Genomic DNA, 24728 nt, shown 5'->3' with positions numbered 1-24728 from the left:
GCACGATCAGAGCGGCGCGCAAATCAGTTCATCGTATCAGTTCATCTTGGCCTTGCGCGCATCGGCGATGACCTGCTCGAACTCCGCCATCGTCAGCACGCCGGGCACGCGGTATTTTCCGACGATGAAGGACGGCGTGCCGCGGAAGCCGAAGGCCTCGGCCTGGTCGTTGTTGCGCTTGAGGACGGCGTCGATGTCCTTTGCGCGCTCAGTGAGGTCGCGCTTCAGGCGATCCATGTCGACGCCGACGCCGGCCAGGAGCTCGTTGATGCGCGGCTCGGTCAGGCGCGAGCTGACTCCCATCATCGCGTCATGGGCCTGGTGATACTTGTCCTGGAATTTCGCCGCGAGTGCGATCCGCGCCGCCGTGACCGAGACCGGACCGAGGATCGGCCAGTCCTTCAGCACCAGCCTCACCTTGCCGTCGTCCTGGATGACCTGGCGCAGCTCGGGCTCGAGCTTGCGGCAATAGGGACAATTATAATCGGACCATTCAACGATGGTGATGTCACCATTGGGATTGCCGGCGACGGGAGTGTCGGGATCGCGCAGCACCTTGGCCTCGGTCAGCACCTCGTCATCGTCGACGGCCGCGCGTGCCGAGGCGATGCCACCCGCCACGAGGGCTCCGGCTCCGATCAACGTCAATGCGGTGCGCCGCGTCGGCCCAAGGCCCTTATCCCTGAATCCAGTCATATCTCGTCCCGTTTCGGTCCCATCGCCGCTGATACGGTTCAGGACCGGGAATTGTTACGCGTCATATAGAATGTTGCAGCGGCATTGTCATCGCACCAGCAGCGTGACCGCCAGCGGCAGCAGAAACGAGGTGACCAGGGCGTTCAGGCTCAATCGCCGCGCGGCGCCTGCGAAGACTACCCGCGGGGCAGCATCGCCATCAGCGTGCCGGTCATCGCCGCGATCAAGGTGGTCTTGCCGCTATGCTCGGCGAAGGCCTTGGCCTCGCAGAAGGTCAGCGTGCGGCCCGGCTTGACGACCTCGGCCTTGAAGACGAAGCGCTCGCCGCGGGCGGGCGCGAGCAGCGAGGTCTTGAACTCGACGGTGAGGATGTCGGCCTCGCGCTGCATCAGGGTGAAGGCGGCAACCCCGCAGGCATTGTCCAGCCCTGCGGTGATGATGCCGGCGTGAATGAAACCGTTCTGCTGCGTGAAGGCTGACGTATGCGGCATCGCCAGCTCGACCTCGCCCGGCGCGAGACGGACAATCGAGATGCCGAGCGTGCGCATCGCCGGCTGTCCGGCGAACAGCGCGGTGGCGGCGGCGTGGTAGTTCGGGTTCTTCGGCTCGAACGCGGCCATCGTCTAGGCCTCGGCCGGCTCGACGAGATGCGTCATGGCGATTTGGCGGATGTCGCCCGCAAACGGCGCAGACTTGCGCAGCTCACGGTCCATATGCACACCCGTGATCTCGCAGATCGCCGCGATCTCTCCGGTCTCGGCATTCGTCATCTCGTGCCGGAAGCGGATCGATTTTTCGCGGATCTCGAGCAGGCGGCTGCGGATCTCGATGATATCGCCGGCGAGCAGCTCGCGCTGATAGGTGATATTCTGCTGCACCGCGGCCATTCCGCGGCCGGAGCTGCGCAAATAACTCGGCGTCAGCCCGAGCCGCGCGAACAGATTCCAGTTGGCCTCGTCGAATTTGCCGACATACCACATGATGTTCATGTGGCCGACGTGATCGCACTGCCACGGATAGACCGTGCCGCGATAGGTTGCCTCCTGTTCCATCGGACTTCCTGTCCTTCCGCTGCCTGTCTTTTTGATCTTGATACGGTAGCGTATCAGGGGTCGAGCGCGTTAGCAATACGGCACCGTATCAAGAACCGGTGAGGCTTCCTTCATGAGCGACGGCAGAGGCGATGTCTGGGTCGAGGCAGGATTTACCGAGCTCGCCCGCTCGGGGGTCGAGGGGGTGCGGGTCGAGGTGCTCGCCAAGAATCTGGGCGTCACCAAAGGAGGCTTCTACCGCCGCTTCGCCGACCGCGCCGCGCTGCTCGACACCATGCTGGAACGCTGGCGCGAGGGGCGCGCGGCAGCTATTGCGCAGCAGACGAGCCTCGACGGGCAAGAGCCGCGCGAACGGCTGAAGGCGCTGATCCAGCTCTATTCCGAGCGGCTGAACCCCGAAGGCATGGCGATCGAGCTCGCGATCCGGCAATGGGCCCGCACGGACGAAGCCGCAAGCGCGGCAGTGGCGAGCGTGGATGAGGCGCGGCTGAAGCACGTCGGCGAGCTCTATCGCGCCACCGGGCTTGCGACTGAGGAGGCCGACGCGCAGGCCTTCCTGTTCTACTGCTTCATCTTCGGCCAGAGCCTGTTGTTCGTCGAGCGCGGCCCGCGCAAGCGCTCGCAGCTCGTGGCGAAGTCGGCCGAGAAGCTGCTGGACTAGATGATTTGATTTTGGCGAAATGGCCGGAGCTTTGCTCCGGCCATCGCATCACATCGAAGCTCAGGCGGCGCCCTTCAGCTTCTTGTTGCATTCCGAGTAGTAGCCGCCGCCCTTCTCGATCCACTTCATGCCGCCATTGGCGTTGGTCGCCTTGTTGGCATTGTACTGGTCGACGCAGGTGTGCAGGCGGGCCTTGCCGGCGGTCTCCTTGGCATATTTCGGATCGACCGCGTTCGGGAAGACCGCATTGCCCATCGGCATGGTCGGCGCCGGCGCGGCAGCGGGGGCTGCTTCCTTCTTCGCAGCGGCCTTCGGCTCGGCGGGAGCGGCCGGAGCAGCCGCAGTCGGCGCCGCGGCGGGCGTTGCGTCCGCGCCGCACTGGGCCTTGCGGAAGTCATTCCACTTCATGCCACCGAGCGTGCCGTCCTTCTTGGCGGCCTGATATTTCGCACTGCACTCTTGCGTGGTCAGTGCCTGCGCCGGCGCGGTCGCCACCAGCGCGGCGAATCCCGCCACCGCGGCGGCACACAACAATTTTGCTTGAATCGTCATCCTTGGTCTCCCTCCTTGGCCTTCCCTGGGGAAGCGAAATGAGGATTGCTATCCTAGCGTGCCGACGGATTCCGACAAGGAAGCGATGCTGCTCCCGGCCAAAATTTAGTGGTCGCGCGCTGCGAATTATTCATGTCGCGTTCAGCATCGCGAGCCGACGTTCACACCCTCGCCAACTTGCAACCAAGAGTGCAACGCCATGAACCTCGCCTCGCGCCTCGCCGCAGTCGCCCTCGTCTCCCTGTTCGCAACCGGCACCGCCTTCGCTCAGACCGCCGCGCCGGCCGCCAAGACCGATCCCGCTGCCACCACGGACAAGAAGGCGCCGAAGGAGCGCTCGGCCGAGTCGCTCGATTGCTCGAAGCAGGCGGATGCCAAGGGCCTCAAGGGCAAGGAGCGCAAGAAATTCCGCCGCGAGTGCATGAAGGAAGCGAAGGCCGGCACCGCCGCCCCCGCCGACAAGAAGTAAATCCGTCACAATCTTTCTGATCGCGTTACGGCGAGAGGCGCGCGCATTGCGGCATGACATGGCCGCAATTGTGCGCCTCCCGCCGATTTGCCATAAGGTGGCGTGAAGCAAATCACCGCCTCCCTGCCGTTCGAATGGCCGAGCCGCGCCAAGGTCTTGAGCGCGGTGGAGACGCTCGTCATCGGCGCCGCTGGCGGGCTTCTGTTTCTGGTCGCGGGCCTTCCCGGCGGGCTGATCTCGGGATCGATGATCGCAGTCGGGATCGCGGCGATCGCCGGACGCCAGCTCGCGGTGCCTCCGCTCCTGACCCAGACCGTGCTGGTGCTGCTCGGCATTTCCTTGGGCTCCGTCGTCTCGCGCCACCTGATCCAGCAGGTCAGCGCCTATCCCCTGACCATCGGGCTGCTCGCTTTGGCGACGTTCTGCGCGACCTTTGGCTCGAGCTATTACCTCCAGCGTGTCCACGGCTGGGACCGCACCTCGGCGTTCCTTGCCGGCAGTCCCGGGGCACTGTCGCAGATCACGATCCTTGCGGTCGAGCGCGGCGCCGACCTGCCGGGCATCGCGGTGGTGCAGACCATGCGCGTCATCATCCTGACCGCGGCGCTGCCGCTGGTGCTGGCACTCGCGGGCGTTGCGCCCTCCGCCGCGCCGTCGCTGACGACGACGACCGCCTCGCCGTTCGATCTCCTGAAGCTGGTCGCCGCCTCGCTGGCGCTGTCGCTGCTGTTGCGGCTGATCAAGTTTCCGGCGAGCTGGATGTTCGGCGCGATGATCGCCTCCAGCGTGCTGCATGGCGCGGGATGGGTCGAGGGCGGCCTGCCGGACTGGGTGCGCGGTGTGGCGCTGGTCGGCATCGGCGCGCTGATCGGCAGCCGTTTTGCGCGGATGAAAGTCAAGACGCTCGCTGGCCACCTCCGTGCGGCGCTGGGCTCATTCGCGGTCGCGATCGCCGTCTCCGGCATCTTCGTCGGCATCGTGGCGCTCGCCACGCAGGTGAAATTCTCCGACGTCGTCGTCGCCTTCGCACCGGGCGCGATGGACGCGATGCTGGCGCTGGCCCTGACGCTGCACATCGACCCGATCTTCGTCGGCGCCCATCATCTGTCGCGCTTCGTGTTCGTGACGATCGCGACCCCCGGCATCGTGCACCTGTTCGGTCGTACGCAGGACGACGTGGACGATTAGGTGGCGCCACTCCCTGCCTGGTGGGGTGGGCAAAGCGAAGCGTGCCCACCAGCCGCACGCGCGATCGCTCATCAATGGTGGGCACGGCGCGCGAAGAGCGCGCCCAAGCCCACCCTACGGCAGCTAGGCGCGCTTCGCCGTCGCGAAGAATCCCCACGCCGCGATCCCAGCCATCAGCAGCGAGATCAGCACATTGTAACCGGCGAGCGAGAGGCCGAGGAAGCGCCACTGCACCTCGTCGCAGCGGACCACCTTCACGGTGTCGAGCCGCGACAGCAGGTCGGTGGCGCTGCCGAGGTTGACGACGGGACCGGAGCAATCGGTCGGCCCCTTCCAAAACCCCCATTCGACGCCGGCGTGGTAGCCGCCGAGCCCGGCATTGGCGAGCGTCGCCAGCGCGAGGATCGCGAGCCCTGCGAGCAGCAGCGGCCGCGGCGCGCCGCTTCGTGCCGCGAGCACGGTGAGCACACCAACCGGGATCGCCAGATAATAGGCATAGCGCTGCTCAAGGCAGAGCGGACAGGGCACGATCTCCAGCACGAGCTGGAAGAACCAGGCGCCCGCGATCGTCGCCGCCGCGATCAAGGTGACGAGAAGCGAGGCGGTCAGCGCGGGACCGCCCGTGGCCGACTTGAACGCAGGCATTGCGGCAGCACTCTGGGTTGTCACGGCAGCCTCTCCGGGTAGATCGCTGCCCAAGCCTCTAACCCCGGCCCATGTCGCTGTCGAGAACGGCCGGGATCACTTTGGCGCGGGTTGACCCCGTCTTTCCCATGGCTATAGTCCGCCGGCTTCGCGACGCCCTCACCCAGGAGGGGCCGACCGAGGGCCCCTGTGGCGGAACTGGTAGACGCGCTCGACTCAAAATCGAGTTCCGCAAGGAGTGCTGGTTCGATTCCGGCCAGGGGCACCAAGCTGAGAACACTAGCAAAAACAACGATTTAAATTCTTTCGATTCCGGATTTTCCTGGGAAAATTTTCGTGGCGTATTGAAGACACTTGTGAAAACTCACGGCAGGACACCGGATCCCGTGTACCCCATGCACCCGCCCGTTTTGTTGGTATTTTTGTTGGTATCGGGCGAACAAACGTTCACGGCGAATTTCGTCATTCCCGAACGAGGGAATTGCACAAATGGCCCGCAAGAACGATGGCGCGAGCGCCAACCCGAACACATCGACTAACTTCCCGAGCGGCCGGTGAACGAAGAAACAGTTTCGTCGGCGTATCCGGCGCAATCCATATTCGTTATCAGGTCTTCTTGTCCCGAAATCAGATGCCGCGCGGAATCGAATTCATTCCCATGAAACGCTCGACCTTCAGCGCTTCGACGACATCCAAGGGATACTCGCGTGATTGATCGATTTCGGCGCCGCGCTTGCGCAGCAACCCGTTGGAGAGCGCCGCGGCTCTTTCCTTCAGCGCCAATTGCTCCGATGAAAGCTCCATCGCGCGCCTCCTCTCAGCTACGGCCCATAGCGTAGAATTCGGCATTCGGACGCATGCTGGTGACGTTGGCAAGCCGGTTCGACAGGCCGAAGAAGGCCGAAATCGCAGCGATGTCCCAGATGTCCTCCTCGGTGAAGCCATGCGACTTCAGCGTAGCAAAATCGCTCTCGGAGACCGTTTGAGCTTCCGTCGAGACCCGAACCGCGAAATCCAGCATCGCCTTCTGGCGATCTGTGATGTCCGCCTTGCGATAGTTGACCGCGACCTGATCGGCGATGAGCGGGTCCTTAGCACGAATCCGCAGGATCGCGCCATGCGCGACGACGCAATACTGACACTGGTTGAGGTTGCTGGTCGCAACCACGATCATCTCGCGCTCGGCCTTGGTCAGGTTGCCGGGCTTTTCCATCAGCGCGTCATGATAGGCGAAGAAGGCACGGAACTCGTCCGGCCGGTGCGCGAGCACGAGAAAGACGTTGGGAATGAAGCCCGACCTCTCCTGAACGGCCAGGATGCGGCTGCGGATGTCGTCGGGCATGTCGGCGAGATCGGGAACGGGGAAGCGGCTGACGGCTTGGGTCATGACTTTGGATCCCAGATTAATGTTCGTTAGAGATTGGTACGATCACGCGGCCGCGCACCGCGCCCGCCATGAGCCGGTCCGCAACGGTGATGCAGGCTTCGAGCGGCACGCGCTCGGTCATTGATTCGAGGAGGGACGGATCGAGGTCGCGGGCAAGCCGCCGCCACGCCTCTCGGCGTTCCTCGCGAGGACACATGACGCTGTCGATGCCGACAAGCGTGACGCCTCGCAAGATAAACGGGGCGACGGTTGCCGGAAAGCTCAAGCCTCCGGCGAGGCCGCACGCCGCGACCACGCCGCGATACTTCATCGATGCGCAGACATTGGCGAGCACCTGCCCGCCAGCCACGTCGACCGCCCCAGCCCATTGTTCCTTCGCGAGCGGCTTCCCTGGCTCGCTGAACTGCGATCGCGGCAGGATGCGCTTCGCGCCGAGCTTCATGAGATAGTCCACCTCCTCTGGACGGCCCGTAACGGCAACCACCTCATAACCGAGCTTGGCGAGTAGCGCTGTCGCGACACTGCCAACCCCGCCGGCTGCGCCGGTCACGACCACCTCGCCGCTTCCGGGCGAAACGCCCTGACGCTCGAGCGCCATCACGCAGAGCGCCGCGGTGTAACCGGCGGTCCCGATGCTCATCGCCTGAGTCGCGGAAAAGGTGCGCTCTAGAGGGATCAGCCAATCGCCCTTCACGCGCGCGACTTCGGCCAACCCGCCCCAGTGCCGCTCGCCCACGCCCCATCCGTTCAGCACAACTCGATCGCCTGGCTTGAAGTCGGCGTTCGAGGATTCTTCGACCGCCCCGGCGAAATCGATGCCGGGGATCATAGGAAAGTCACGAACAACCGGGCTCTTCCCCGTGATCGCCAGCGCGTCCTTGTAGTTCAAGGTCGAGCAGGCAATCCGTACGGTCACATCTCCCTCGGGCAACCGGTCCCGGGAAAGCTCGGCCAGTCCGACCGACTGCCGGCTACCATCATACTCGATCAGGATGGCTCTGAAATTCTTGCCCACCGTCATCTTCCCTTACTTCTTGCCCGGATCATCGCGAAAAAGCCTTCGGCGAACACGTCTAGCGCGTCGGGGCGCCGTTCGAGCTTGGCGCGCAGCACAGCGCCCTCCCAGCCCGTCCAAAAAAACTGCGCGAGGCGTTCGCAATCGATGCTTCTGGGAATCTCGCCCGCCTCTTGCGCCGAGCGCAGGCAACGGGACGTCCGCGCTTCCCAGTCCCGGAAGACGGCGGCGAGGCGTTTTCGGAACGGCTCTGGCAGGACACCCATCTCCTGTCCGAGATTGCCGACGAGGCAGCCGCGCCGGTAGCGGTAGCGCGCCATCCCAGATCGGGCATCCGCGATGAAATCGCGGAGACGGTCGAGCGGAGCACGGTTCGTGTTGTCGAACCATCGGTCCAGCTTGCGTGCGAAGTAGTCGGCATAGGCGTCGATCAGTTCGAGACCGAAGACGTCCTTGCTGCCGAAGTAGTGGTAGAACGACCCCTTTGGGACCTCCGCAGATTCCAGTATCTCTTCGATCCCGACGGCACTGAAGCCCTTCTCCGTCAGGATCGCGACGCCAGTGCGCAGCAGCCGCACGCGCGGCGCGTCTGGCCCGGTTTGGTCCTTGGGCGGACGGCCACGGGGACGAGGTTCGGCTGACGGGGAGCTCGCTGTCATGTCTATTTATTAGACCGACTGTCTTGTAAAATCAACCTGTCGTGTCGCCGTACCAGGCAACTGCGACGCCGTCATTTTCGAGGCGTTCACGGAGCTGTGCCGCAGAACCAAGTCTGCGTAGTTGCCATCACAAACAGCAGTTAAGACGCCTCTTCGCAAACTTGAGCATTTCTTCCGAATAGGGCACGCCTTCCAGGCGAAAGCCGCTGGTCCTCGCGGCAAGGAACTTGATCACCGGACGATAAGGTCCTTGATGCGAACGTTCTCCTGCGCGATTTTTCGATTTTCGATCGAAAGCGACCGGATCGTGCCCGCGATCTCCGCGGTCTCCGGCAGGATGTTGAAGCGAGTCCCGCCCTGCAACTGGCCCACGGTCACCACGATCGACCCATCCAACGGGTTGGTCCGATTGCTGACAATGTTTTGCAAAGCCAGGGTGATCTCGGCAGCGGCCAGCGTCGGATCCTTGGAGAGCCATGGCATTGCACCGTGCCCACCTTTGCCTTTGAGGGAAATCCTGAAGATGTCGATGCTGGCCATCAGACTGCCCCGTCGATAGCCGATCGTGCCCGATGGCGAGGCGGCCCCGATGTGCTGTCCCATCACGACATCGACCTTCGGGTTGTCGAGTGCGCCGGCTTCGACCATGGCAGAGGCGCCACTGAGCTCAGGCCCGGGGCCCAGCTCTTCCGCCGGCTGGAAAAGAAAGACGACGGTGCCGGGGAGCTCGGCGCGCACGGCGGACAGCGCCTCGGCCGCACCCAGCAACATTGCGACGTGCGTATCATGTCCACAGGCGTGAGCAATGGATGTCGGCTTGCCGAGGTATTCGCCCTTCGCAGTGGACTTAAACGGCAGATCGTTGCGTTCCTCAACGGGCAACGCATCCATATCGGCGCGCAGAGCGACCACCGGACCTGGCCTGCCGCCGAGCGCCGCCTCGGGATATTATGGTCTGCCAAACACTGGCTGTGCTGCTGCCTCTGGTGCGACAGACCGATGCCGTTGGAATCGTATCAGCTTGGTTGTTTCGCGATCGAGCGGCAGCGCGGGGGCTAACTCCGCTCGGAAATTCCCAGACGCTCCCGAAGGCTCGCGTATCAATCGTGATGCGCGACGGCTCGTCGCTGACTCCCGCGGCCCGCTTGTTCAAAGAGTGCCTCAAGGAATCCGCAGCGTCCATTGGTGCCTGAGCGCCTCACCGCACGGCGGTTGCATCCCCCGCTTGACCCGCAGTGGAAGACATCTGATCTCAATAACCAAGGGCGACGCCATCCCGACGGGGATCAGCCCCACCTCTGAGAAGTCCACGTTTGCGGTCGATCCAAATCGCTTGGGCAGTTCCGAGTGGATTTGCCGCTCGCGTCGGGAGGTGCCCTAAGGCACGAAGCCCCTCGACGATGTTACCCGGAACGGTCGCTTCGACCTCCAGTACGTCGCCGCGTGCGAAGATACGCGGTTGGTCGATCGCTTCCTGCACCGACATTTTGTGATCGAGTAGGTTCGACAGGACCTGGATCTGTCCAATGGGCTGGAAATGCCCTCCTGTCACGCCGAACGACAAGACGCACTCGCCGCCTCGCGTCAGCATGGCAGGCAGGATGGTGTGCATTGGTCGCTTGCCACCCGCGATCACGTTGGGATGGCCGGGCTCGAGCACAAAGCCGAAGCCGCGGTTGTGCAGCAAGACCCCGCATTCGGGTGCCACGATGCCGCTGCCGAAATCATCGAAGACGGAATTGATAAATGAAACCGCGGTGCGATCTTTGTCCACGATTGACAGGAACACCGTGTCTTTGTGCTCCGGCATTGTGATCGGCGCGATGTCGCTCAGCCGCCCGCTCAATGATATCCGGTGAGAGAGAATGTCGGCACGGGCAGACGAGGTCATGCGCTCGACCGGCACATGCCCGGTGTCGGGATCGCCGACGAAGGCGTCGCGCTCCGCATAGCCAATGCGCGCGATCTCGGCCAAGAGATGGTAGCGCTCCACCGATACGGGAGCAAAGTCCGCGACGCCATGACGGTCGAGCAGACTTGCCATGGCTAGAGCAGCAACGCCTGAGCCATTCGGCGGACATTCCCACAGCTCAAAACCACGGTAGGACGCGGATATTGGCTTCTCGTAGCGCGGCCGGAAGGCGGCAAAATCCTCAACGGTATGAAAACCACCGAGCGAGCGCAGGGCCTTTACGATGCTCTCCGCAATCCATCCCTCGTAAAACACGTCGGGGCCCTTTGCGGCGACATCCCGAAGGGTGCGGGCCAGCATGGGCTGCGTGTGCAAATCGCCGGGGGCCGGCGTTTTGCCACGGGGGAGAAAGATTGACGTCGTAGCAGCCAGACGGGAGAGCTTCGGGATCTGCCTCGCCCAGTCCCTCGCCAGCCGCTCAGCGACGGAATAGCCATTTTCCGCAGCGGCGATGGCAGGTGAAAGGAGACGTGCGAGATCAAGCGTTCCGTGATCCTCTGCCAACCGGGCCCACGTTCGCACGGCACCTGGAACAGTAACCGCGTGCGCACTCTCGGGGTCGAGCGTCGTTACGCCGGCTTCTGCGAGCCGTTCGACACTCGCGGCCGACGGCGCCGCTCCGGATCCGTTGAGCGCGATGATCGGTTGCCCTTCCCGTTTCAGCAGAACGAAGCAATCCCCACCCACGCCGGTCTGGGTTGGCTCAACGACAGCAAGCACAGCGCCGGCCGCCACGGCTGCATCTATGGCGTTGCCGCCTTCGCGCAGCACTTCGATTGCGGCCAGCGTGGCCAGCGGGTGCGGGGTCGCGGCCATTCCATTGACGCCGAATGCTTCGGAACGTCCTGGCGACTGGAAATCTCTCATTTCAGCACCGACACTGTAGGATTCGCAATTTTGCCGATCTCACTCTCGTCGGATCTCAGCTCCGATTCGAATGGTCTCGCGCAGTCGCGGGTTAAGAAAAAACGCCGGGGCAAGAGCCCCGGCAAGTTTGGGAGATAGGGAATCGAACGCAGGTAGAAAACTGAGCTTGAGCCTATCATTATTGCGTTTGACGGCGAGAAACGCGTCTAAATGCCCTCCCATTTTGCAAGAATGTTGCAGGTTGGGGCCACAAGTCACAAAGCCGCCTTGCGAGATGCCGTTCTGTCAGAGAGACGAGTGCGGAAACTCGGTCGTACGCAGCGGTTACGATCGACATCTCGGTGGCATGGGTGAGTCGCTTTCCCCAGCATCCGCAGGCAGATTTTGAGGGTCTCATCGTCGCGGACGGCACAAACTGTCGCCATCAGATCTGGGACGGAGCCGCCCGGGAAGCCGTTCACGTCGCGCGCGTCCTCGCCATGGCACTAGACGACTGATCGAAGCGCACGACCTATTTATTCGTTTTCTCGGTGGGCAATTTTAGGCCCATCGACGCTTTGACGCGATCCATGACCACCATCGTCTTGAAATGCTTGACGTTGTGATTCTCGAAAAACAAGCGCTTGGTAAGCTCTTCGTAATCCCGCATCGAGGCAATGGTGATCACCAACACGAAATCCATGTCGCCAGTAATGTAGTAGCATTGCTGGACTTCCGGGGTCGCAATGAACGCCTTCTTGGCAGCCTCGAGTAAATCAAGACGCTCGCTCTCGATGTGGACTTCCACGAGGATCGTGATCGGCAAACCCACGGTTTCCGGATCGAGGATAGCGACGTTGCTTTCGATGACGCCCCCCTTCTGAAGCCTGCTGATCCGGCGCTGAACGGCCGCAGCGGACAGGTTGACCATGTCTCCGACAGTGCGTTGCGGAGTCGTGTTGTCGCGCTGAAGAATTTCGAGGATTGCTAGATCATATTGATCGAGGTCATCCACCCCGAGCTTCTTCGGCATCAACGCCTCCATCGTCCAGTAAGCCTCTCAAGCTAAAAGCGTTTTTGAGCCTGCGCGCAATATCTTTTCGACGAGAATCCCCGCATCTCAGTCCTCTCGCCGCCCCCCTTTCGTCGATAACCCCGACCCGAGCTTGCGGCACTCCCCTCCGAAATGGCGCTCCGAGCGGTTTCGAGTGAACCACCACAATTCGTTCGGCCGGTGCCGAGAAAACGAGGGAAGATTGCATTCGGCAGCTTGAATCCGAGCGCACAACTCGGCGGCGCCGCAATACTGATCATGTCTGAATATGCACATTCTTAAGGCACAAGAACCGCGACGCAGGGAGCGGCGGCGTGGGCTCGCAGTCGGCGATTCTTCCTTTCCGGAGTTCTGATGTCTAACGTTGCCCAACCGACCATGAGGGAAGCTGCGGTCGCCGCCGCGCGAAACTATGTCGTGGACGGCGGCTTTACGGCCGAGATGGCCCCTCGCATTGCTATCCGCAGCGAAAGCCCGCGAGAAGACTGCCGCGACGACAATCTTCACTACTTGAACAAGGAAATGCGTCCGCTCCTGGAGCGGATGGGTTTTTCATGCCAAGTCCTCGAGAACCCGATCGCACGGCGTCTACCGGCTATGTATGCCGAGCGGATCGAAGATCCGAGACGCCCCACTATTCTGATCTACGGCCACGGCGACGTTCTGTGGGGGATGAGTGGCGACTGGAAGGATGGCCGTGATCCCTGGGTACTGGATGAAGCCGGAGGACGCATCTACGGCCGAGGCACTGCGGACAACAAGGGTCAGCACTCCATCAACTTGGCTGCCTTGCGCATCGTGCTGGAAAGACGCGGCCAGCTTGGGTTCAACACCAAAGCGCTCATCGAGATGGGCGAAGAGACCGGCTCGCTCGGGCTGGCCGAACTCGCGAGAAACCACCGCGATCTGCTCAAGTCGGACTGTCTTATCGCTTCCGACGGCCCTCGTTTGGCGGCAGGTGCACCGACCCTGTTTCTCGGCGGTCGAGGCAGCGTTGGCTTTCGTCTGACCAGCGATATCCGCGAAGGAGCATATCATTCCGGAAACTGGGGTGGCCTGCTCGTCAATCCCGGCATCAGACTTGCCCATGCGATCGCAACTATTACCGATCCGACCGGCCGCATCGCGATCCCGGAATGGACTCCGGAGCGCATGCCGCCCGAGGTCCGCGCAGCCCTGAAAAGAATCGTCCTCGAAACAGGACCCGATGACCCGGCGATTGACGACAACTGGGGTGAGCCGGGCTTGGCGGGCGCGGAACAGGTCTATGGCTGGTGCAATTTCGAGGTCTTGGCCTTCATCTGCGGCCGGCCGGACGCGCCGGTCAATGCCGTGCCGGGTACCGCTAACGCGACCTGCCAGCTGCGCTATGTCGTTGGTGTCGATCCGGCGAAAGTTCTTCCCGCCCTGCGCGTCCATTTGGACGCGCGAGGTTTCTCCGACGTGACGATCGAGGAAATCAAGGAGGACTTCTATCTTGCGACCCGGACCAACCTCGACAACGGTTGGGTTCAGTTCGCTCTCTCGTCGATGGAGACGACGCTCGGTCGCGAAGCATCTTTGTTGCCAAACTTTGGTGGGTCGCTGCCGAACGAAGTCTTTGCCGAGATCATCGGCATGCCGACCCTCTGGATCCCGCACTCCTATCCTTCCTGCTCCCAACATGCACCGGACGAGCACATGCTCGTCTCCGTGGCGGAGGAAGGAATGCAGATCATGACGGGCCTGTTCTGGGATCTCGGAGAGGCAGCGATCCGGGACGGGCAACCAGTCGCATCGGCGGCGGCCTGATACGGCTGCTCCTCGCCGAGCTTTCGTAAAAGAACCGGTGATGCCGCAAGGCCCGCCCAAAAGACAAAAACAAGGCATCATCCAAACAGGAAGGATCGACCATGGAGACGTTCGGAAACTCTCACCCGCGCGCTGGCAGGCCGCATTCAAAGCTGGCGGTCGCACTTGGTGCCGCAGTCCTGGTCGCTGCGATGGCAATCGCTCCGCTTAGCGCCCAGGCGCAAACCCAGAGCGGTCAGGGCGCCGCCGCCTCAGACAAGGTCGACACGCTCGGAGCCATCAAGGCACGCGGGTACTTGATCTGTGGAGTGGCAGGCGATCGGCCGGGCTTCAGCTTCCCGGACAGCAAAGGCGTGATGCAAGGACTGGATGCGGACATCTGTCGCTCGGTCGCGGCCGCGATCTTCGGCGACCCGGAGAAGATTCGCTTCACCTCCCTCACCAGCTTGACACGCTTCCCTGCACTCCAATCAGGTGAAGTCGACATGTTGGCTCGCTTCACCACGTGGACACTCACTCGCGAAGCCAGCCTGGGTCTAGACGTTGCCTCGGTCTATTTCTATGACGGCCAGGGGTTCATGGCAAAGAAGAGCCTCGGCGTAAAAGGCGCGCTGGAACTCGACGGTGCGACCGTCTGCGTGACGCAGGGCACGACAAGCGAAGCCAACATGGTCGACTTCTTCCGCGCCCACAATATCGCACTGAAGCCTGTCGTCATCGAAAAGATCGAACAGGTTCGCGATGCGTTGGCAAACAACCGATGTGACGCCTATACGAACGATGCCTCGCAACTCGGCTCCCTGAAACTTGCAATGGGACCGGCCGGCGACGAATACATTGTTCTTCCCGAGATCATTTCAAAGGAACCGCTGGGAATCTTCGTGCGCAAGGGCGACCAGCGCTTCTTCGACATAGTTCGCTGGACTTACATCGCCATGCTGACCGCCGAGGAGCTCGGTATCGCCAAAAGCAATATCGACACCTTCCGGAAGACGCGCGATCCGCAGAATCAACGCTTCATGGGCGAAACCGGCGATCTGGGCGCCGCCCTTGGCCTGGATGCGCAATGGGCCGTCAATGTGATCAAGGCAGTCGGAAATACTGCCGAGTTGTGGGACCGCACCATCGCCGGTCTGGGCATTCAGCGTGGCGTGAACCGCCTAATGAAGGATGGTGGCATTCAATACGCTCCCCCGATGCGTTGATACAGGCGCGTCAGCGGAGACGAGAGGAACGGCCTCCCGACGGCCCCCTCGACTTCTCCTGCGGAGACACGTCACCATTCTGTCCCACTTATCGAAGTTCGCGGTGGAGTAATATGTCTGCAGTCGACGACGGCATACAAACGCACAATCGGCAGCCAACAACGTTGAGTACACTTGCCTCGAACGTCGCTGTCCGTAGATTTGTTTGGCAAGCACTCGCAGCGATTGCCTTGTTTGGAGGCGTCTTCTGGCTCGCGGGCAACCTCCATCACAATCTCGCAGCGCGCAACATCTCCTCGGGTTTCGGCTTCCTTACTCGTGAAGCGGGCCTGCCTATTGCGGAACACTTGATTTCTTACACGCCGGCCGACAGCTATTTCCGCGCGCTTCTCGTAGGGACGCTGAATACGCTGTGGGTCGCGTCCTGGGCTATCATTCTTGGAACAATTCTCGGCACCGCCATCGGCATCGCGCGCACTTCGAAGAATTGGCTGCTCGCCAAGCTTGCTTCCATTTACGTCGATTTATTCCGCGACGTCCCGCTCCTGCTACAGCTCTTTCTTTGGTACACTATTCTCCAGAAATTGCCCCCGGTGCGGCAAGCTCTAAATCCCGTCGCCGGTGTTTTTCTGTCGAACCGTGGATTGAGCTTCCCCGTTCTCGATTGGCAAACCGCGCATAGTTGGACGCTGCTCGCCTTTGTACTTGGCCTGGTGGCAACGAAGCTGTACGCGAAGAGAGCGTCGCGCAGGCAACTGGAGGACGGCCGCGCAAGGTCCCTCTGGCCCGTAGCCACGCTCCTTCTGGTCGTCATCCCCCTTGTCGTGGCATTCGCGCTCGGCGCATCCGTAGACATCGACATGCCTCAGCCAAAGGGCTTCAACATTCGCGGCGGCGTCACCGTTTCTCCGGAATTCTTCGCGCTTCTCGTAGGTCTAGTCATCTACAATGCCGCCTTCATCGCCGAAATCGTTCGATCGGGCCTCGAATCGGTGGGTCGTGGGCAGCACGAAGCGGCGCGCGCCCTCGGGCTCCATCCGAAAAACATTCTGACGTGGATCGTATTTCCGCAGGCGTTGCGCGTCATGGTGCCTCCGTTGACCAGCCAGTATCTGAATGTGACCAAAGGCTCCTCCCTCGCCGTCGCGATCGGCTACCAGGACATTGTGTCCGTCGCGACGACCTCGATGAATCAAACGGGTCAGTCCATCGAGCTCGTGGGCGTCATCATGGGCGTCTATTTAACGATCAGTCTTTCTATCAGTCTTCTGATGAACATCTACAACGCCCGCGTGGCGCTGGTGGAGCGCTGACCATGACCGCTTCGGTTGAACACACCGTCAATCCGACGCTGATTGAAGCGCGCGAACGCCCGGAATTGATCGGTGGCGGCTTCTTCGCTTGGGCGCGGGAGAACCTCTTCTACTCCTGGCTTTCCTCGCTCACGACATTGGTCTTGCTGGCGGCCATGGCGAAGGCCGGACTCTCGCTATTCCAATGGGCTTTTTTGGACGCCGTGTGGAGTGTTCCAGCGGGTCCCCAGGGCCCCATTACCGATAGCTGTAGAGCGCTGGGAAGTGGGGCTTGCTGGGCAGTCATCGGGGAGAAGTACCGCTTCATCCTTTTCGGCATATATCCGTTCGAGCAGCAATGGCGACCAACGATCGTTATTGCACTCTTCGTTGGATTGTTCGTCGTGTCAGCAATGAAGCGGTTCTGGCGCATCGAACTCGCAGCAGTGTGGGTGCTTACGCTCCTCCTGATTGGACTTCTCATGTGGGGCGGCATTTTCGGGCTCACATTCGTTTCCCAGGTGAACTGGGGCGGCCTGGCACTCACTCTTATCATTGCGACTATCGGGGTGGCGATCGCGTTTCCGTTGTCAGTCTTCGTAGCGCTCGGCCGACGCTCGGACCTTCCGTTCATCAAATGGCTCTGCGTGGCCTACGTCGAAGTCATTCGCGGCGTCCCCCTGATTACCCTCCTTTTCATGGCGAGCGTGATGTTTCCGCTGTTGATGCCCGAAGGCGTCAATCTCGACAAACTACTTCGAGCCCAGATCGCCATCATCCTGTTCTTTGCCGCGTATCTAGCGGAAGTCGTGCGCGGCGGCCTACAAGCGCTTCCGAAGGGGCAGTACGAGGCTGCGTACGTGTTGGGGCTTTCCTATTGGCAGACTTCAAGACGGATCGTGCTTCCGCAGGCCTTGCGGACCGTCATTCCGCCGCTCGTCAACAACTTCATCGGGTTCTTTAAGGACACCTCGCTGGTCCTGGTCATCGGTCTATACGACCTTCTGCACTCGGCGCAGGTCGCCGTCGCCGAGCCAGCCTGGCAAGGATTCGGAGTGGAAACCTACATCTTTGCCGGCCTGATCTACTTCGCCTTCTGCTTCGCAATGTCGAGATACAGCCAATGGCTGGAAATCGGCCTCAACATGCATAGACACCGCTAGTCATTCATCACCCCGGGCGAGTTCTTGAACCGCCCTCCTGCGAGAGACTCCAGATGACTCGAAAGGGACTTAAAGTGATCGAGCCAGCGATCGCCGAGACTAGCTCGCCAGCAAAGGCGATTGCCGTTTCGATACAGAAGGTCAACAAGTGGTACGGTAGCTTGCACGTACTTCGCGACGTCGATCTGGACGTGGCAGCCGGCGAACGGGTCGTGATCTGCGGGCCTTCGGGCTCGGGCAAGTCCACGCTTATCCGCTGTATCAACAATCTCGAGGAACATCAGCAGGGCGCGATCGTCGTGGACGGCATACAGGTCGACCACAACATCGCCCATCTGGATGCCGTTCGCCGGGAGGTCGGGATGGTGTTCCAAAGCTTCAATTTATTCCCGCATCTGACTGTTCTCGAGAACTGTACGCTCGCACCCATGCTCGTGCGCGGCGTCGCTCGCGCAGACGCCGAAGCTCAGGCAAGAGCCTACCTGGAGCGTGTCCGCATTCCCGATCAAGCCAATAAGTTCCCGGGACAACTTTCGGGCGGACAGCAACAGCGCGTCGCCATCGCCCGCGCCCTATGCATGAAGCCTAAGATCATGCTGTTCGACGAACCAACGTCGGCTCTCGATCCGGAGATGGTCAAAGAGGTGCTCGATACGATGGTTTCGCTCGCCAGGGATGGCATGACGATGATTTGCGTCACCCATGAGATGGGATTTGCCCGCGAAGTCGCCGATCGCGTCGTGTTCATGGACCACGGCCAGATCGTCGAATCTGGAAGTCCGCAGGCGGTGTTTGGCCAACCAAAGACCGATCGGCTCAAGCTATTCTTAGGTCAAGTTCTTAGAGAGCACTGATCTTCCGATGTGCCAACTCGGGAAATACCGAACCGACGGATTTGATTGACACAACGGGAGGCCGCGGCTCGCCGAGGGGCTGGTCCCGGAGGCGGCTCCATGGATGGATGGCAATGATTCTTGCGATTGATGCAACTCGCCTGATCGAACGCATCCTAGCCAGCGCAGATCCGGTCCTAAGATGAATAGACCGGGAAAGATCAACGCGAGCAACCACACTGCCTTTGAAGGAGGACTGCACTATGAGACATTCGGATTTGTACTGTTCGACGCTCGCGAAACGCCACGACGTGTTGCGGCGAGCCCTGCGTACGACGATCTGCGCAGCAGCGTTCGCGATCGCGCCGTTGGCCGCTCAAGCTCAGGCACAGAACTCACCCGCAGCAGCCGGTACAGTCGACACGCTCGGTGCCATCAAGGCCCGCGGATATCTGATCTGTGGCATCTCGGGGGACAAGCCCGGCTTTAGTTTCGCCGACAGCAAGGGCGTCATGCAGGGGCTCGACGTTGACCTCTGCCGTTCCGTCGCAGCCGCAATCTTCGGCGATCCCGCGAAGGCGCGCTTCACTTCTTTGACTAGTCTTACACGCTTCCCCGCACTGCAGTCTGGCGAAGTCGACCTCATTGCGCGATATACGACCTGGACTCTCACCCGTGAGGCCAGTCTCGGCCTGGAGGTCGCTGCAGTCTACTTCTATGATGGCCAAGGTTTTCTCGTAAAGAAAAGCATTGGTGCAAAAAGTGCGCTGGATCTCAACGGCGCATCCGTCTGTGTGGAGCCTGGCTCGACCGGCGAGGTGAACCTCGTCGACTATTTTCGAGCCAATAAGCTTGAACTAAAACCTGTTGTCATTGAGAAGCTAGAACAGATCCGCGACGCGCTGACGAGCGACCGCTGCGACGCCTACACGAATGACAGTGCGCAACTGGGTGCGTTCAAGGCGACGCTGGGTCCCGCGGGCGACAACTATGTCGTGCTACCCGAAATCATCTCGAAAGAGCCTCTCGGAATCTTCGTCCGCAAAGGTGACCAACGCTTTTTCGACATCGTCCGCTGGACGCATGTCGCGCTGCTCACCGCCGAGGAGTTCGGCATTACCCAATCAAATATAGAAACGTTCCGTAAGAGCGCTAATCCCCAAATTCAGCGTTTCATGGGCGAGACGAACGATCTCGGTGCGGCTTTGGGCTTGGACACCCAGTGGGCTGTGAATGCAGTTAAGGCGGTCGGCAACTTCGCCGAGATCTGGGATCGCAATATTGTACCGCTGGGCATTCCCCGCGGCATCAACCGCCTCGTGAAAGATGGCGGCGCGCAATACGCCCCGCCGATGCGTTGATCGCAGCGAGATAAGCACTTTCCAAGGAGACACCCCAATGACCGACTTTGCGACGCTGGACCGTGAAATGACGGAGTGGAGACGCGATCTCCATCGGCATCCAGAATTCGGGTTCGAGGAGCGCCGCACTGCAGCCTTCGTGGCAGCCAAGCTCCGCGAATTTGGTTTGGACGACGTTACTGAGGGGATCGGCGGTACGGGAGTGGTTGGCACGCTGAGGCGCGGAACGGGCAATCGCTGCATCGCGCTGCGCGCCGACATGGACGCACTACGCATCTCTGAGCAAGGAGAGATTGGCCATCGGTCTCTCAATCCCGGTGTTATGCATGCGTGCGGGCATGATGGTCATACCGCGATGCTTCTTGGGGCCGCCAAGCTTCTGTCCGAAGAAGGTGGGTTCGATGGCACCGTGCGTTTTGTCTTCCAACCCGCCGAGGAATGGGGTCGAGGGGCACTCGCGATGCTCGACAACGGTCTGATGGAACGGTTTCCGTTTGAGGAAATTTATGGCCTCCATAACATGCCAGGTCTTGCGGTCGGGCACGTGCAAACCCGTGTTGGGCCCATTATGTCGGCAGAGGACAACTTCGAAATTGTACTGAAGGGCATCGGCGGCCACGCCGCCCGTCCTCATCAGGGCAAGGAGGCCCTTGTGGCCGCGTGCGCGACCGTCATGAATATTCAGTCGATAGTGTCTCGGCGGCTGAGCCCGACCGATATCGGTGTCGTCTCGGTGACCGAGCTCATTACCGACGGTACCCGGAACGCGCTCCCAGGACTGGCACGGATCCTGGGCGATGCCCGCAGCTTCCGCCCCGAAGTCAGTGCGGAGATCGAGGCCCAGATGCGCGTGATTGCTGAAGGAACCGCCCGAACCTACAATCTTGCCGTCGAGGTTACATATACGCGCGAGTTTGTTCCGCTCCTGAACGACCCTGCCCTCGTCGAGGAAGCGTTTGCGGCCGCACACACCGTCGCTCCGCCGGAGAATGTCGCGACCGCACGTGAACCTATGACTGGATCGGAAGACTTCGCACGGTTTCTGGCGCACCTGCCGGGCTGCTTTCTATTCGTAGGCAATGGCACGAACTCTGCTCCCTTGCACAACCCAAGCTACGACTTCAACGACGATGGGCTTCTCACCGGCACCAAGCTCCATGTCGCAATCACGCGGCGTCGACTACCAGCAACATAACGCCAGGCACAGCGGCTGAAGAGCCCGGCCTGGGGGCGACCTCCAAGGATGGATGGCAATGATTCTTGCGATTGACGCAGCTCGCCTGATCGAGCGTATCAAAGAACTGGGGGCAACCGGCCGCGACGAAACCGGACGCCTTTGCCGTGTCGCGGCTACCGACGCCGATCGCGAGGGGCGAGACCTTCTTTGTGGTTGGCTGAAGCAAGCGGACTTGCGCATCGAAATCGATCGCATCGGCAACATCTATGGCGTCTGGGAGCCGGAAGGCTCTTCAGGCGAGCTGGTCGTAATGGGATCCCATATAGACACCGTAATTGATGCCGGCATCTACGATGGCTGCTTTGGTGTGCTGGCCGGTTTGGCGGTGATCGAAGCAATGCAGCAAGCGAACCTACGACCGGTTCGGCCTCTTGCCGTGGTCGCCTACACCAATGAAGAGGGTGTGCGTTACGCCCCTGACATGATGGGCAGTCTCGTCGCAGCGGGAGGATTGGCTACCGACGACGCTCTTGCAGTCGTCGGGACCGACGGAACGACGCTTGGGGCGGAGCTTGCTCGTATCGGCTATGCCGGATCCCGAGAACCGGGATTCCTGCGCCCCCATGCTTACGTCGAACTCCACATAGAACAAGGTCCTGTATTGGAAGCCGAGGGGCTGCCTATCGGTGCGGTCGAAAACCTCCAGGGCATTTCGTGGCAAAGAGTGTCAATAGGCGGCACAGCAAACCATGCAGGAACGACGCCTATGGTGATGCGTCGCGATGCCGGTGTTGCAGCGGGACTCGTCATTGCTTTCCTTGATGACCTGGCGCGAAGAACGCAGGACGCCGTGGCGACTGTCGGCACCATGCGGTTCGAACCAAATGCGATCAACGTAATTCCGTCCGCCGCTGTCTTTACTGTCGACTTGAGGAATCCGGACGAGGGTCGGCTGAGATCTCAGGAGGCTGCTCTCCAGCGCTTCTTAGACGGGCTTCGCGATGAAGGCTATGAGGTAACGACCGAGCGTTTGGCTCGCTTCGAACCCGTGACGTTCGCGCCCGAAATCGTGGCTGCCGTTGAGCAGTCCGCGGCTGAGCGGCAGTTGGCGTGCAGGCGAATGACGTCAGGCGCGGGTCACGATGCGCAAATGATTGCGCGCGTTGCACCCGCGGCGATGATCTTCGTACCATCGAAAGGTGGGATCAGTCACAATCCTGCGGAGTTCACGGCCGACAACGAGTTGATCGCCGGTGCAAACGTTCTTCTCGATGTCGCCAGGAAGCTGAGCCAATGACTAAGAAGGCTGATGCTTGGGCGACCTGAGCCGGCAAGCCGGTCAACACGTCGACGCTAACGAGTAGGCTCCATGTCGGCTTCACACGACGGGCACGAAGAGAGCTGGATCGAAAGTCCCCTCATATTCGAAGGTTGCTGTGCCCGTCATCAGCACGTGGTCATCGCGTTCACGCCACTCGATGCCGAGCTTGCCGCAGGGCAGCGTGATCTCGACGGCTCGGCTGGTGCGCTTCAGTCGCGCAGCAGCGACAGCGGTTGCGCAAGCCCCCGAGCCGCAAGCCTTGGTCACGCCGACACCACGCTCCCAGGTGCGGGTCGTGATGTGGTTGCGATCAACGATATGAGCGAGCGTGATGTTGGCGCGCTCGGGGAACATCGGATGATTTTCGAGCAGCGGACCAAAACGCCCGAGATCATAGCCGTTGACGTTGTCGACCCAGAAGATCGCGTGCGGATTGCCCATGCTCACGACTGCGGGCGAATGGAGGATCGGATTGTCGATCGGCCCAACTTGTAAGTCGATGTAGCGGGTGTCGCTAAACTTTTGCGCAAGCGGAATATCCCGCCAACCGAACTTGGGCGCGCCCATGTCGACGGTATAGAGATCGGGCACCGGCCCCTGCCAGCAATAGAGCAGGCCGGCGCGCGTCTCCAACGTCGCCACGGTCTGGCCGGTCTTTTCGAAGATCCGGCGGACCACGCAGCGCATGCCGTTGCCGCAAGCGCCGGCTTCCGAACCGTCATTGTTGTAGATGCTGACGAAGGCTTCGGTGCCCGCCAGCCGTGGCTTGTGAAGTACCATCAGCTGGTCGTAGGGAACGGCGCCCGCCACCACGCGCACATCGTTCGACGTAACGGGAGCAACGGAATCACGCATGTCGACGACGACGATCTCGTTGCCGATGCCGTTCATCTTGGCAAATGCGCGATTGGCGAGCGGGCTCATGGCAGCACCCTTTTCCCACCGGCCACGGAGAACTCCCTAGAACGTTGACCGCGCTTTCACCGGCCGATCCTAGTTAGCAGGTTCTTCCGACGTAAAATGCTCATTTGCGAGGGTGCGTGAGAGGAAAATCTGCGATTTCCGGGCGAAATTGTAGCGCAGTGATCACAATGAGGGCGGTATCTATGTTGAACTTGGTCAACAGAAGATGACGCCATGTTGCTCCGCAATACCCTCAGTGACTATCGTTTAGCGCTCGATCCTTCCGATGCCGACGCTCTCGGTATCGAAGCCGCTCAAGCGGTGGAGCGCTTCCTTCAACATCGAGACGGGGCGACCCCGACCCCGCTGGTTTCGCTTCCTGCTCTTGCACGTCGTCTGGGTGTCCAATCCATTTACATCAAGGACGAGGGGCAACGGCTTGGTCTCGGTAGCTTCAAAGCGCTCGGAGGGGCCTATGCCGTCATCCAACTCGTTCTCGAGCTGGCATCGAAACAACTCGGCCGTCGAGTGGACGTATCCGAGTGGCGCTCACCGGAAGTAGCCGCAGTCGCCGCCGGAATAACGGTGACGTGCGCGACCGACGGCAACCACGGCCGATCGGTCGCACAAGGCGCTCAACTGGTCGGCGCAAATTGCGTCATCTTTGTCCATGCGGGCGTCAGTAACGAGCGATGCCGAGCGATCGCGCGCTATGGCGCTCGTATCGAGCGCGTTGAGGGCAACTACGATGATTCCGTTGCGGCGGCTTCGAGTGTCGCCAGCGAAAGGGGCTGGATCGTGGTCTCCGACACATCGTGGCCTGGTTACGAACGCATCCCGCACCTTGTCATGCAGGGCTACACGGCACTGCTACGCGAGGCGCTCGTTGCACTACCGAAACCCCCAACCCATGTGTTCATACAGGCTGGTGTCGGCGGTATCGCGGCAGCGGTTGCCGCTCATTTTGCAGTTGTGTTCGGGAGTGACAGGCCGTTCCTCACTGTGGTGGACCCAGCGCGCGCCGCCTGCCTTCTCGAGAGTGCCAAGGCCGGCCATATCGTGAAGGTGCCACATGACAAGCCGACCGTCATGGCAATGCTCGAATGCTATGAGCCCTCCCTCGTTGCGTGGCGCATTCTCTCCCGAGTTGCCGATGCCTTCATGACCGTCGAAGACGACGAGGCGGTCGCCATGATGAAGGATCTCGCTTATCCCCTGGGCGGCGATCCGGCGATCGTCGCCGGCGAAAGTGGCGGTGTTGGTCTCGCTGGATTGGCAAAGGTGGCGGGTGACCCGGCACTGCGTGCCGAGATCGGGCTCGGCCCAGACTCATCGGTCTTCCTGATCAATACTGAGGGCGCGACTGATCCGGTCCTCTATGAAAGGCTCGTGGGCGTTCGCCCCGGGGACGTGACGGCACAAGTTCTGAGCAAGACTTGAGCGATATCGCAGGGAGCCCGAAGCGGATCGACGATCCTCACATAGG

Annotated in this window: 25 protein-coding genes, 1 tRNA gene and 1 pseudogene; 14 read left to right on the top strand and 13 right to left on the bottom strand. The window is 61.2% G+C overall.

What is annotated here, in order from left to right:
• Nucleotides 1-36: 36 nt before the first annotated feature.
• The 3 genes from K289_RS0115390 to K289_RS0115380 form a co-directional block, all read right to left on the bottom strand.
• On the bottom strand, nt 37-696 hold the full coding sequence (locus K289_RS0115390; protein ID WP_027552346.1) for a DsbA family protein: 660 nt from the start codon (nt 694-696) through the stop codon (nt 37-39).
• Nucleotides 697-872: 176 nt separating this feature from the next.
• Entirely contained in the window at nt 873-1316 is a 444-nt protein-coding gene (locus tag K289_RS0115385; RefSeq protein ID WP_027552345.1) for a PaaI family thioesterase, read from the bottom strand.
• A 3-nt stretch (nt 1317-1319) separates the two neighbouring features.
• A complete protein-coding gene (locus tag K289_RS0115380; RefSeq protein ID WP_027552344.1) occupies nt 1320-1748 on the bottom strand; it encodes a thioesterase family protein in 429 nt (142 codons plus the stop codon).
• A gap of 112 nt (nt 1749-1860) precedes the next feature.
• On the opposite strand from K289_RS0115380, the gene K289_RS0115375 reads away from it, so the two are divergent.
• A complete protein-coding gene (locus tag K289_RS0115375; protein WP_027552343.1) occupies nt 1861-2409 on the top strand; it encodes a TetR/AcrR family transcriptional regulator in 549 nt (182 codons plus the stop codon).
• 60 nt (nt 2410-2469) lie between these two features.
• On the opposite strand, the gene K289_RS0115370 is transcribed toward K289_RS0115375, so the two are convergent.
• The gene (locus K289_RS0115370) at nt 2470-2961 is read right to left on the bottom strand and encodes a hypothetical protein (RefSeq protein WP_027552342.1); all 492 of its coding nucleotides are present in this window, start codon (nt 2959-2961) and stop codon (nt 2470-2472) included.
• A 199-nt stretch (nt 2962-3160) separates the two neighbouring features.
• Here K289_RS0115370 and K289_RS0115365 point away from each other — a divergent pair, with 199 nt between their 5' ends.
• A complete protein-coding gene (locus K289_RS0115365) occupies nt 3161-3430 on the top strand; it encodes a PsiF family protein (protein ID WP_027552341.1) in 270 nt (89 codons plus the stop codon).
• 102 nt (nt 3431-3532) lie between these two features.
• On the top strand, nt 3533-4618 hold the full coding sequence (locus K289_RS0115360; protein WP_027552340.1) for an AbrB family transcriptional regulator: 1086 nt from the start codon (nt 3533-3535) through the stop codon (nt 4616-4618).
• A 123-nt stretch (nt 4619-4741) separates the two neighbouring features.
• On the opposite strand, the gene K289_RS0115355 is transcribed toward K289_RS0115360, so the two are convergent.
• Nucleotides 4742-5287, bottom strand: a complete 546-nt coding sequence (locus tag K289_RS0115355) for a disulfide bond formation protein B (protein WP_027552339.1) — start codon at nt 5285-5287, stop codon at nt 4742-4744.
• Between the two features lie 159 nt (nt 5288-5446).
• Here K289_RS0115355 and K289_RS0115350 point away from each other — a divergent pair.
• Nucleotides 5447-5531 (top strand) — tRNA-Leu (locus tag K289_RS0115350).
• 359 nt (nt 5532-5890) lie between these two features.
• On the opposite strand, the gene K289_RS50450 is transcribed toward K289_RS0115350, so the two are convergent.
• From K289_RS50450 to K289_RS44440, 5 genes and pseudogenes are all read right to left on the bottom strand, one after another.
• Nucleotides 5891-6046 (bottom strand): hypothetical protein, encoded by a 156-nt coding sequence (locus tag K289_RS50450; protein ID WP_198024711.1) that lies wholly within the window; start codon nt 6044-6046, stop codon nt 5891-5893.
• Between the two features lie 34 nt (nt 6047-6080).
• Nucleotides 6081-6650 carry a peroxidase-related enzyme gene (locus K289_RS0115340; protein ID WP_027552338.1) on the bottom strand — a complete coding sequence of 190 codons (570 nt, stop codon included), beginning with the start codon at nt 6648-6650 and terminating at the stop codon, nt 6081-6083.
• A 16-nt stretch (nt 6651-6666) separates the two neighbouring features.
• On the bottom strand, nt 6667-7671 hold the full coding sequence (locus K289_RS0115335) for an MDR family oxidoreductase (RefSeq protein WP_027552337.1): 1005 nt from the start codon (nt 7669-7671) through the stop codon (nt 6667-6669).
• Nucleotides 7668-8243 (bottom strand): TetR/AcrR family transcriptional regulator, encoded by a 576-nt coding sequence (locus K289_RS0115330; protein WP_245283924.1) that lies wholly within the window; start codon nt 8241-8243, stop codon nt 7668-7670. Before K289_RS0115330 ends, K289_RS0115335 begins: the two co-directional genes overlap by 4 nt.
• Before the next feature lie 312 nt (nt 8244-8555).
• Nucleotides 8556-9242: pseudogene (locus K289_RS44440) on the bottom strand (M20 family metallopeptidase); the annotation flags it as partial.
• Between K289_RS44440 and K289_RS53070 the strand changes: the two are divergent.
• The gene (locus K289_RS53070; protein ID WP_371260818.1) at nt 9242-9517 is read left to right on the top strand and encodes a LysR substrate-binding domain-containing protein; all 276 of its coding nucleotides are present in this window, start codon (nt 9242-9244) and stop codon (nt 9515-9517) included. The pseudogene K289_RS44440 and the gene K289_RS53070 sit on opposite strands and share 1 nt — an antisense overlap.
• 59 nt (nt 9518-9576) lie before the next feature.
• On the opposite strand, the gene ggt is transcribed toward K289_RS53070, so the two are convergent.
• Both ggt and K289_RS0115310 read right to left on the bottom strand, forming a co-directional pair.
• Entirely contained in the window at nt 9577-11112 is a 1536-nt protein-coding gene (gene ggt, locus K289_RS0115320; protein ID WP_245283923.1) for a gamma-glutamyltransferase, read from the bottom strand.
• Between the two features lie 562 nt (nt 11113-11674).
• Entirely contained in the window at nt 11675-12175 is a 501-nt protein-coding gene (locus K289_RS0115310; protein WP_027552334.1) for an Lrp/AsnC family transcriptional regulator, read from the bottom strand.
• Nucleotides 12176-12550: 375 nt separating this feature from the next.
• Here K289_RS0115310 and K289_RS44435 point away from each other — a divergent pair, with 375 nt between their 5' ends.
• The 8 genes from K289_RS44435 to K289_RS0115270 all read left to right on the top strand — a co-directional run bounded on the left by K289_RS44435 (nt 12551) and on the right by K289_RS0115270 (nt 22315).
• The gene (locus tag K289_RS44435; RefSeq protein ID WP_245283922.1) at nt 12551-13987 is read left to right on the top strand and encodes a M20 family metallopeptidase; all 1437 of its coding nucleotides are present in this window, start codon (nt 12551-12553) and stop codon (nt 13985-13987) included.
• A 101-nt stretch (nt 13988-14088) separates the two neighbouring features.
• Nucleotides 14089-15192 carry an amino acid ABC transporter substrate-binding protein gene (locus K289_RS0115300; protein WP_084788618.1) on the top strand — a complete coding sequence of 368 codons (1104 nt, stop codon included), beginning with the start codon at nt 14089-14091 and terminating at the stop codon, nt 15190-15192.
• A 113-nt stretch (nt 15193-15305) separates the two neighbouring features.
• Complete coding sequence (locus tag K289_RS0115295) at nt 15306-16505, top strand: amino acid ABC transporter permease (protein ID WP_063614140.1); 1200 nt, start codon at nt 15306-15308, stop codon at nt 16503-16505.
• Between the two features lie 2 nt (nt 16506-16507).
• A complete protein-coding gene (locus K289_RS0115290) occupies nt 16508-17647 on the top strand; it encodes an amino acid ABC transporter permease (RefSeq protein ID WP_027552331.1) in 1140 nt (379 codons plus the stop codon).
• Nucleotides 17648-17700: 53 nt separating this feature from the next.
• Complete coding sequence (locus tag K289_RS0115285) at nt 17701-18501, top strand: amino acid ABC transporter ATP-binding protein (RefSeq protein WP_084788617.1); 801 nt, start codon at nt 17701-17703, stop codon at nt 18499-18501.
• A gap of 290 nt (nt 18502-18791) precedes the next feature.
• Nucleotides 18792-19841: an amino acid ABC transporter substrate-binding protein gene (locus K289_RS0115280; RefSeq protein WP_371260817.1), complete on the top strand. Its 1050-nt coding sequence runs from the start codon at nt 18792-18794 to the stop codon at nt 19839-19841.
• Nucleotides 19842-19878: 37 nt separating this feature from the next.
• Nucleotides 19879-21036, top strand: a complete 1158-nt coding sequence (locus K289_RS0115275) for a M20 aminoacylase family protein (RefSeq protein WP_027552328.1) — start codon at nt 19879-19881, stop codon at nt 21034-21036.
• 52 nt (nt 21037-21088) lie between these two features.
• Complete coding sequence (locus tag K289_RS0115270) at nt 21089-22315, top strand: Zn-dependent hydrolase (protein ID WP_156917983.1); 1227 nt, start codon at nt 21089-21091, stop codon at nt 22313-22315.
• Between the two features lie 81 nt (nt 22316-22396).
• Here K289_RS0115270 and dapF read toward each other — a convergent pair whose 3' ends face one another.
• The gene (gene dapF / locus K289_RS0115265; protein WP_027552326.1) at nt 22397-23263 is read right to left on the bottom strand and encodes a diaminopimelate epimerase; all 867 of its coding nucleotides are present in this window, start codon (nt 23261-23263) and stop codon (nt 22397-22399) included.
• 213 nt (nt 23264-23476) lie between these two features.
• Between dapF and K289_RS0115260 the strand changes: the two genes are divergently transcribed.
• Nucleotides 23477-24682 carry a diaminopropionate ammonia-lyase gene (locus tag K289_RS0115260; RefSeq protein WP_027552325.1) on the top strand — a complete coding sequence of 402 codons (1206 nt, stop codon included), beginning with the start codon at nt 23477-23479 and terminating at the stop codon, nt 24680-24682.
• Nucleotides 24683-24728 lie beyond the last annotated feature (46 nt).

Origin of the sequence: Bradyrhizobium sp. Cp5.3, assembly GCF_000426265.1 — a bacterium.
Lineage (GTDB): Bacteria > Pseudomonadota > Alphaproteobacteria > Rhizobiales > Xanthobacteraceae > Bradyrhizobium > Bradyrhizobium neotropicale.
Note: the sequence above shows the minus strand (reverse complement) of the source record. Positions and strands in the feature narration are given on the sequence as shown.

Excerpts from the sequence above, each read along its gene's own strand:
- K289_RS0115270 (WP_156917983.1), top strand. The coding sequence starts at position 21,089 with ATGGCAATGATTCTTGCGATTGACGCAGCTCGCCTGATCGAGCGTATC.
- K289_RS0115275 (WP_027552328.1), top strand. The coding sequence starts at position 19,879 with ATGACCGACTTTGCGACGCTGGACCGTGAAATGACGGAGTGGAGACGC.
- K289_RS0115375 (WP_027552343.1), top strand. The coding sequence starts at position 1,861 with ATGAGCGACGGCAGAGGCGATGTCTGGGTCGAGGCAGGATTTACCGAG.
- K289_RS0115365 (WP_027552341.1), top strand. The coding sequence starts at position 3,161 with ATGAACCTCGCCTCGCGCCTCGCCGCAGTCGCCCTCGTCTCCCTGTTC.
- K289_RS0115370 (WP_027552342.1), bottom strand. The coding sequence starts at position 2,961 with ATGACGATTCAAGCAAAATTGTTGTGTGCCGCCGCGGTGGCGGGATTC.
- K289_RS0115390 (WP_027552346.1), bottom strand. The coding sequence starts at position 696 with ATGACTGGATTCAGGGATAAGGGCCTTGGGCCGACGCGGCGCACCGCA.
- K289_RS0115385 (WP_027552345.1), bottom strand. The coding sequence starts at position 1,316 with ATGGCCGCGTTCGAGCCGAAGAACCCGAACTACCACGCCGCCGCCACC.
- K289_RS0115295 (WP_063614140.1), top strand. The coding sequence starts at position 15,306 with ATGTCTGCAGTCGACGACGGCATACAAACGCACAATCGGCAGCCAACA.
- K289_RS0115380 (WP_027552344.1), bottom strand. The coding sequence starts at position 1,748 with ATGGAACAGGAGGCAACCTATCGCGGCACGGTCTATCCGTGGCAGTGC.
- K289_RS0115335 (WP_027552337.1), bottom strand. The coding sequence starts at position 7,671 with ATGACGGTGGGCAAGAATTTCAGAGCCATCCTGATCGAGTATGATGGT.
- K289_RS0115290 (WP_027552331.1), top strand. The coding sequence starts at position 16,508 with ATGACCGCTTCGGTTGAACACACCGTCAATCCGACGCTGATTGAAGCG.
- K289_RS0115310 (WP_027552334.1), bottom strand. The coding sequence starts at position 12,175 with ATGCCGAAGAAGCTCGGGGTGGATGACCTCGATCAATATGATCTAGCA.
- ggt (WP_245283923.1), bottom strand. The coding sequence starts at position 11,112 with ATGGCCGCGACCCCGCACCCGCTGGCCACGCTGGCCGCAATCGAAGTG.
- dapF (WP_027552326.1), bottom strand. The coding sequence starts at position 23,263 with ATGAGCCCGCTCGCCAATCGCGCATTTGCCAAGATGAACGGCATCGGC.
- K289_RS44435 (WP_245283922.1), top strand. The coding sequence starts at position 12,551 with ATGTCTAACGTTGCCCAACCGACCATGAGGGAAGCTGCGGTCGCCGCC.
- K289_RS0115300 (WP_084788618.1), top strand. The coding sequence starts at position 14,089 with ATGGAGACGTTCGGAAACTCTCACCCGCGCGCTGGCAGGCCGCATTCA.
- K289_RS0115285 (WP_084788617.1), top strand. The coding sequence starts at position 17,701 with ATGACTCGAAAGGGACTTAAAGTGATCGAGCCAGCGATCGCCGAGACT.
- K289_RS0115340 (WP_027552338.1), bottom strand. The coding sequence starts at position 6,650 with ATGACCCAAGCCGTCAGCCGCTTCCCCGTTCCCGATCTCGCCGACATG.
- K289_RS0115260 (WP_027552325.1), top strand. The coding sequence starts at position 23,477 with ATGTTGCTCCGCAATACCCTCAGTGACTATCGTTTAGCGCTCGATCCT.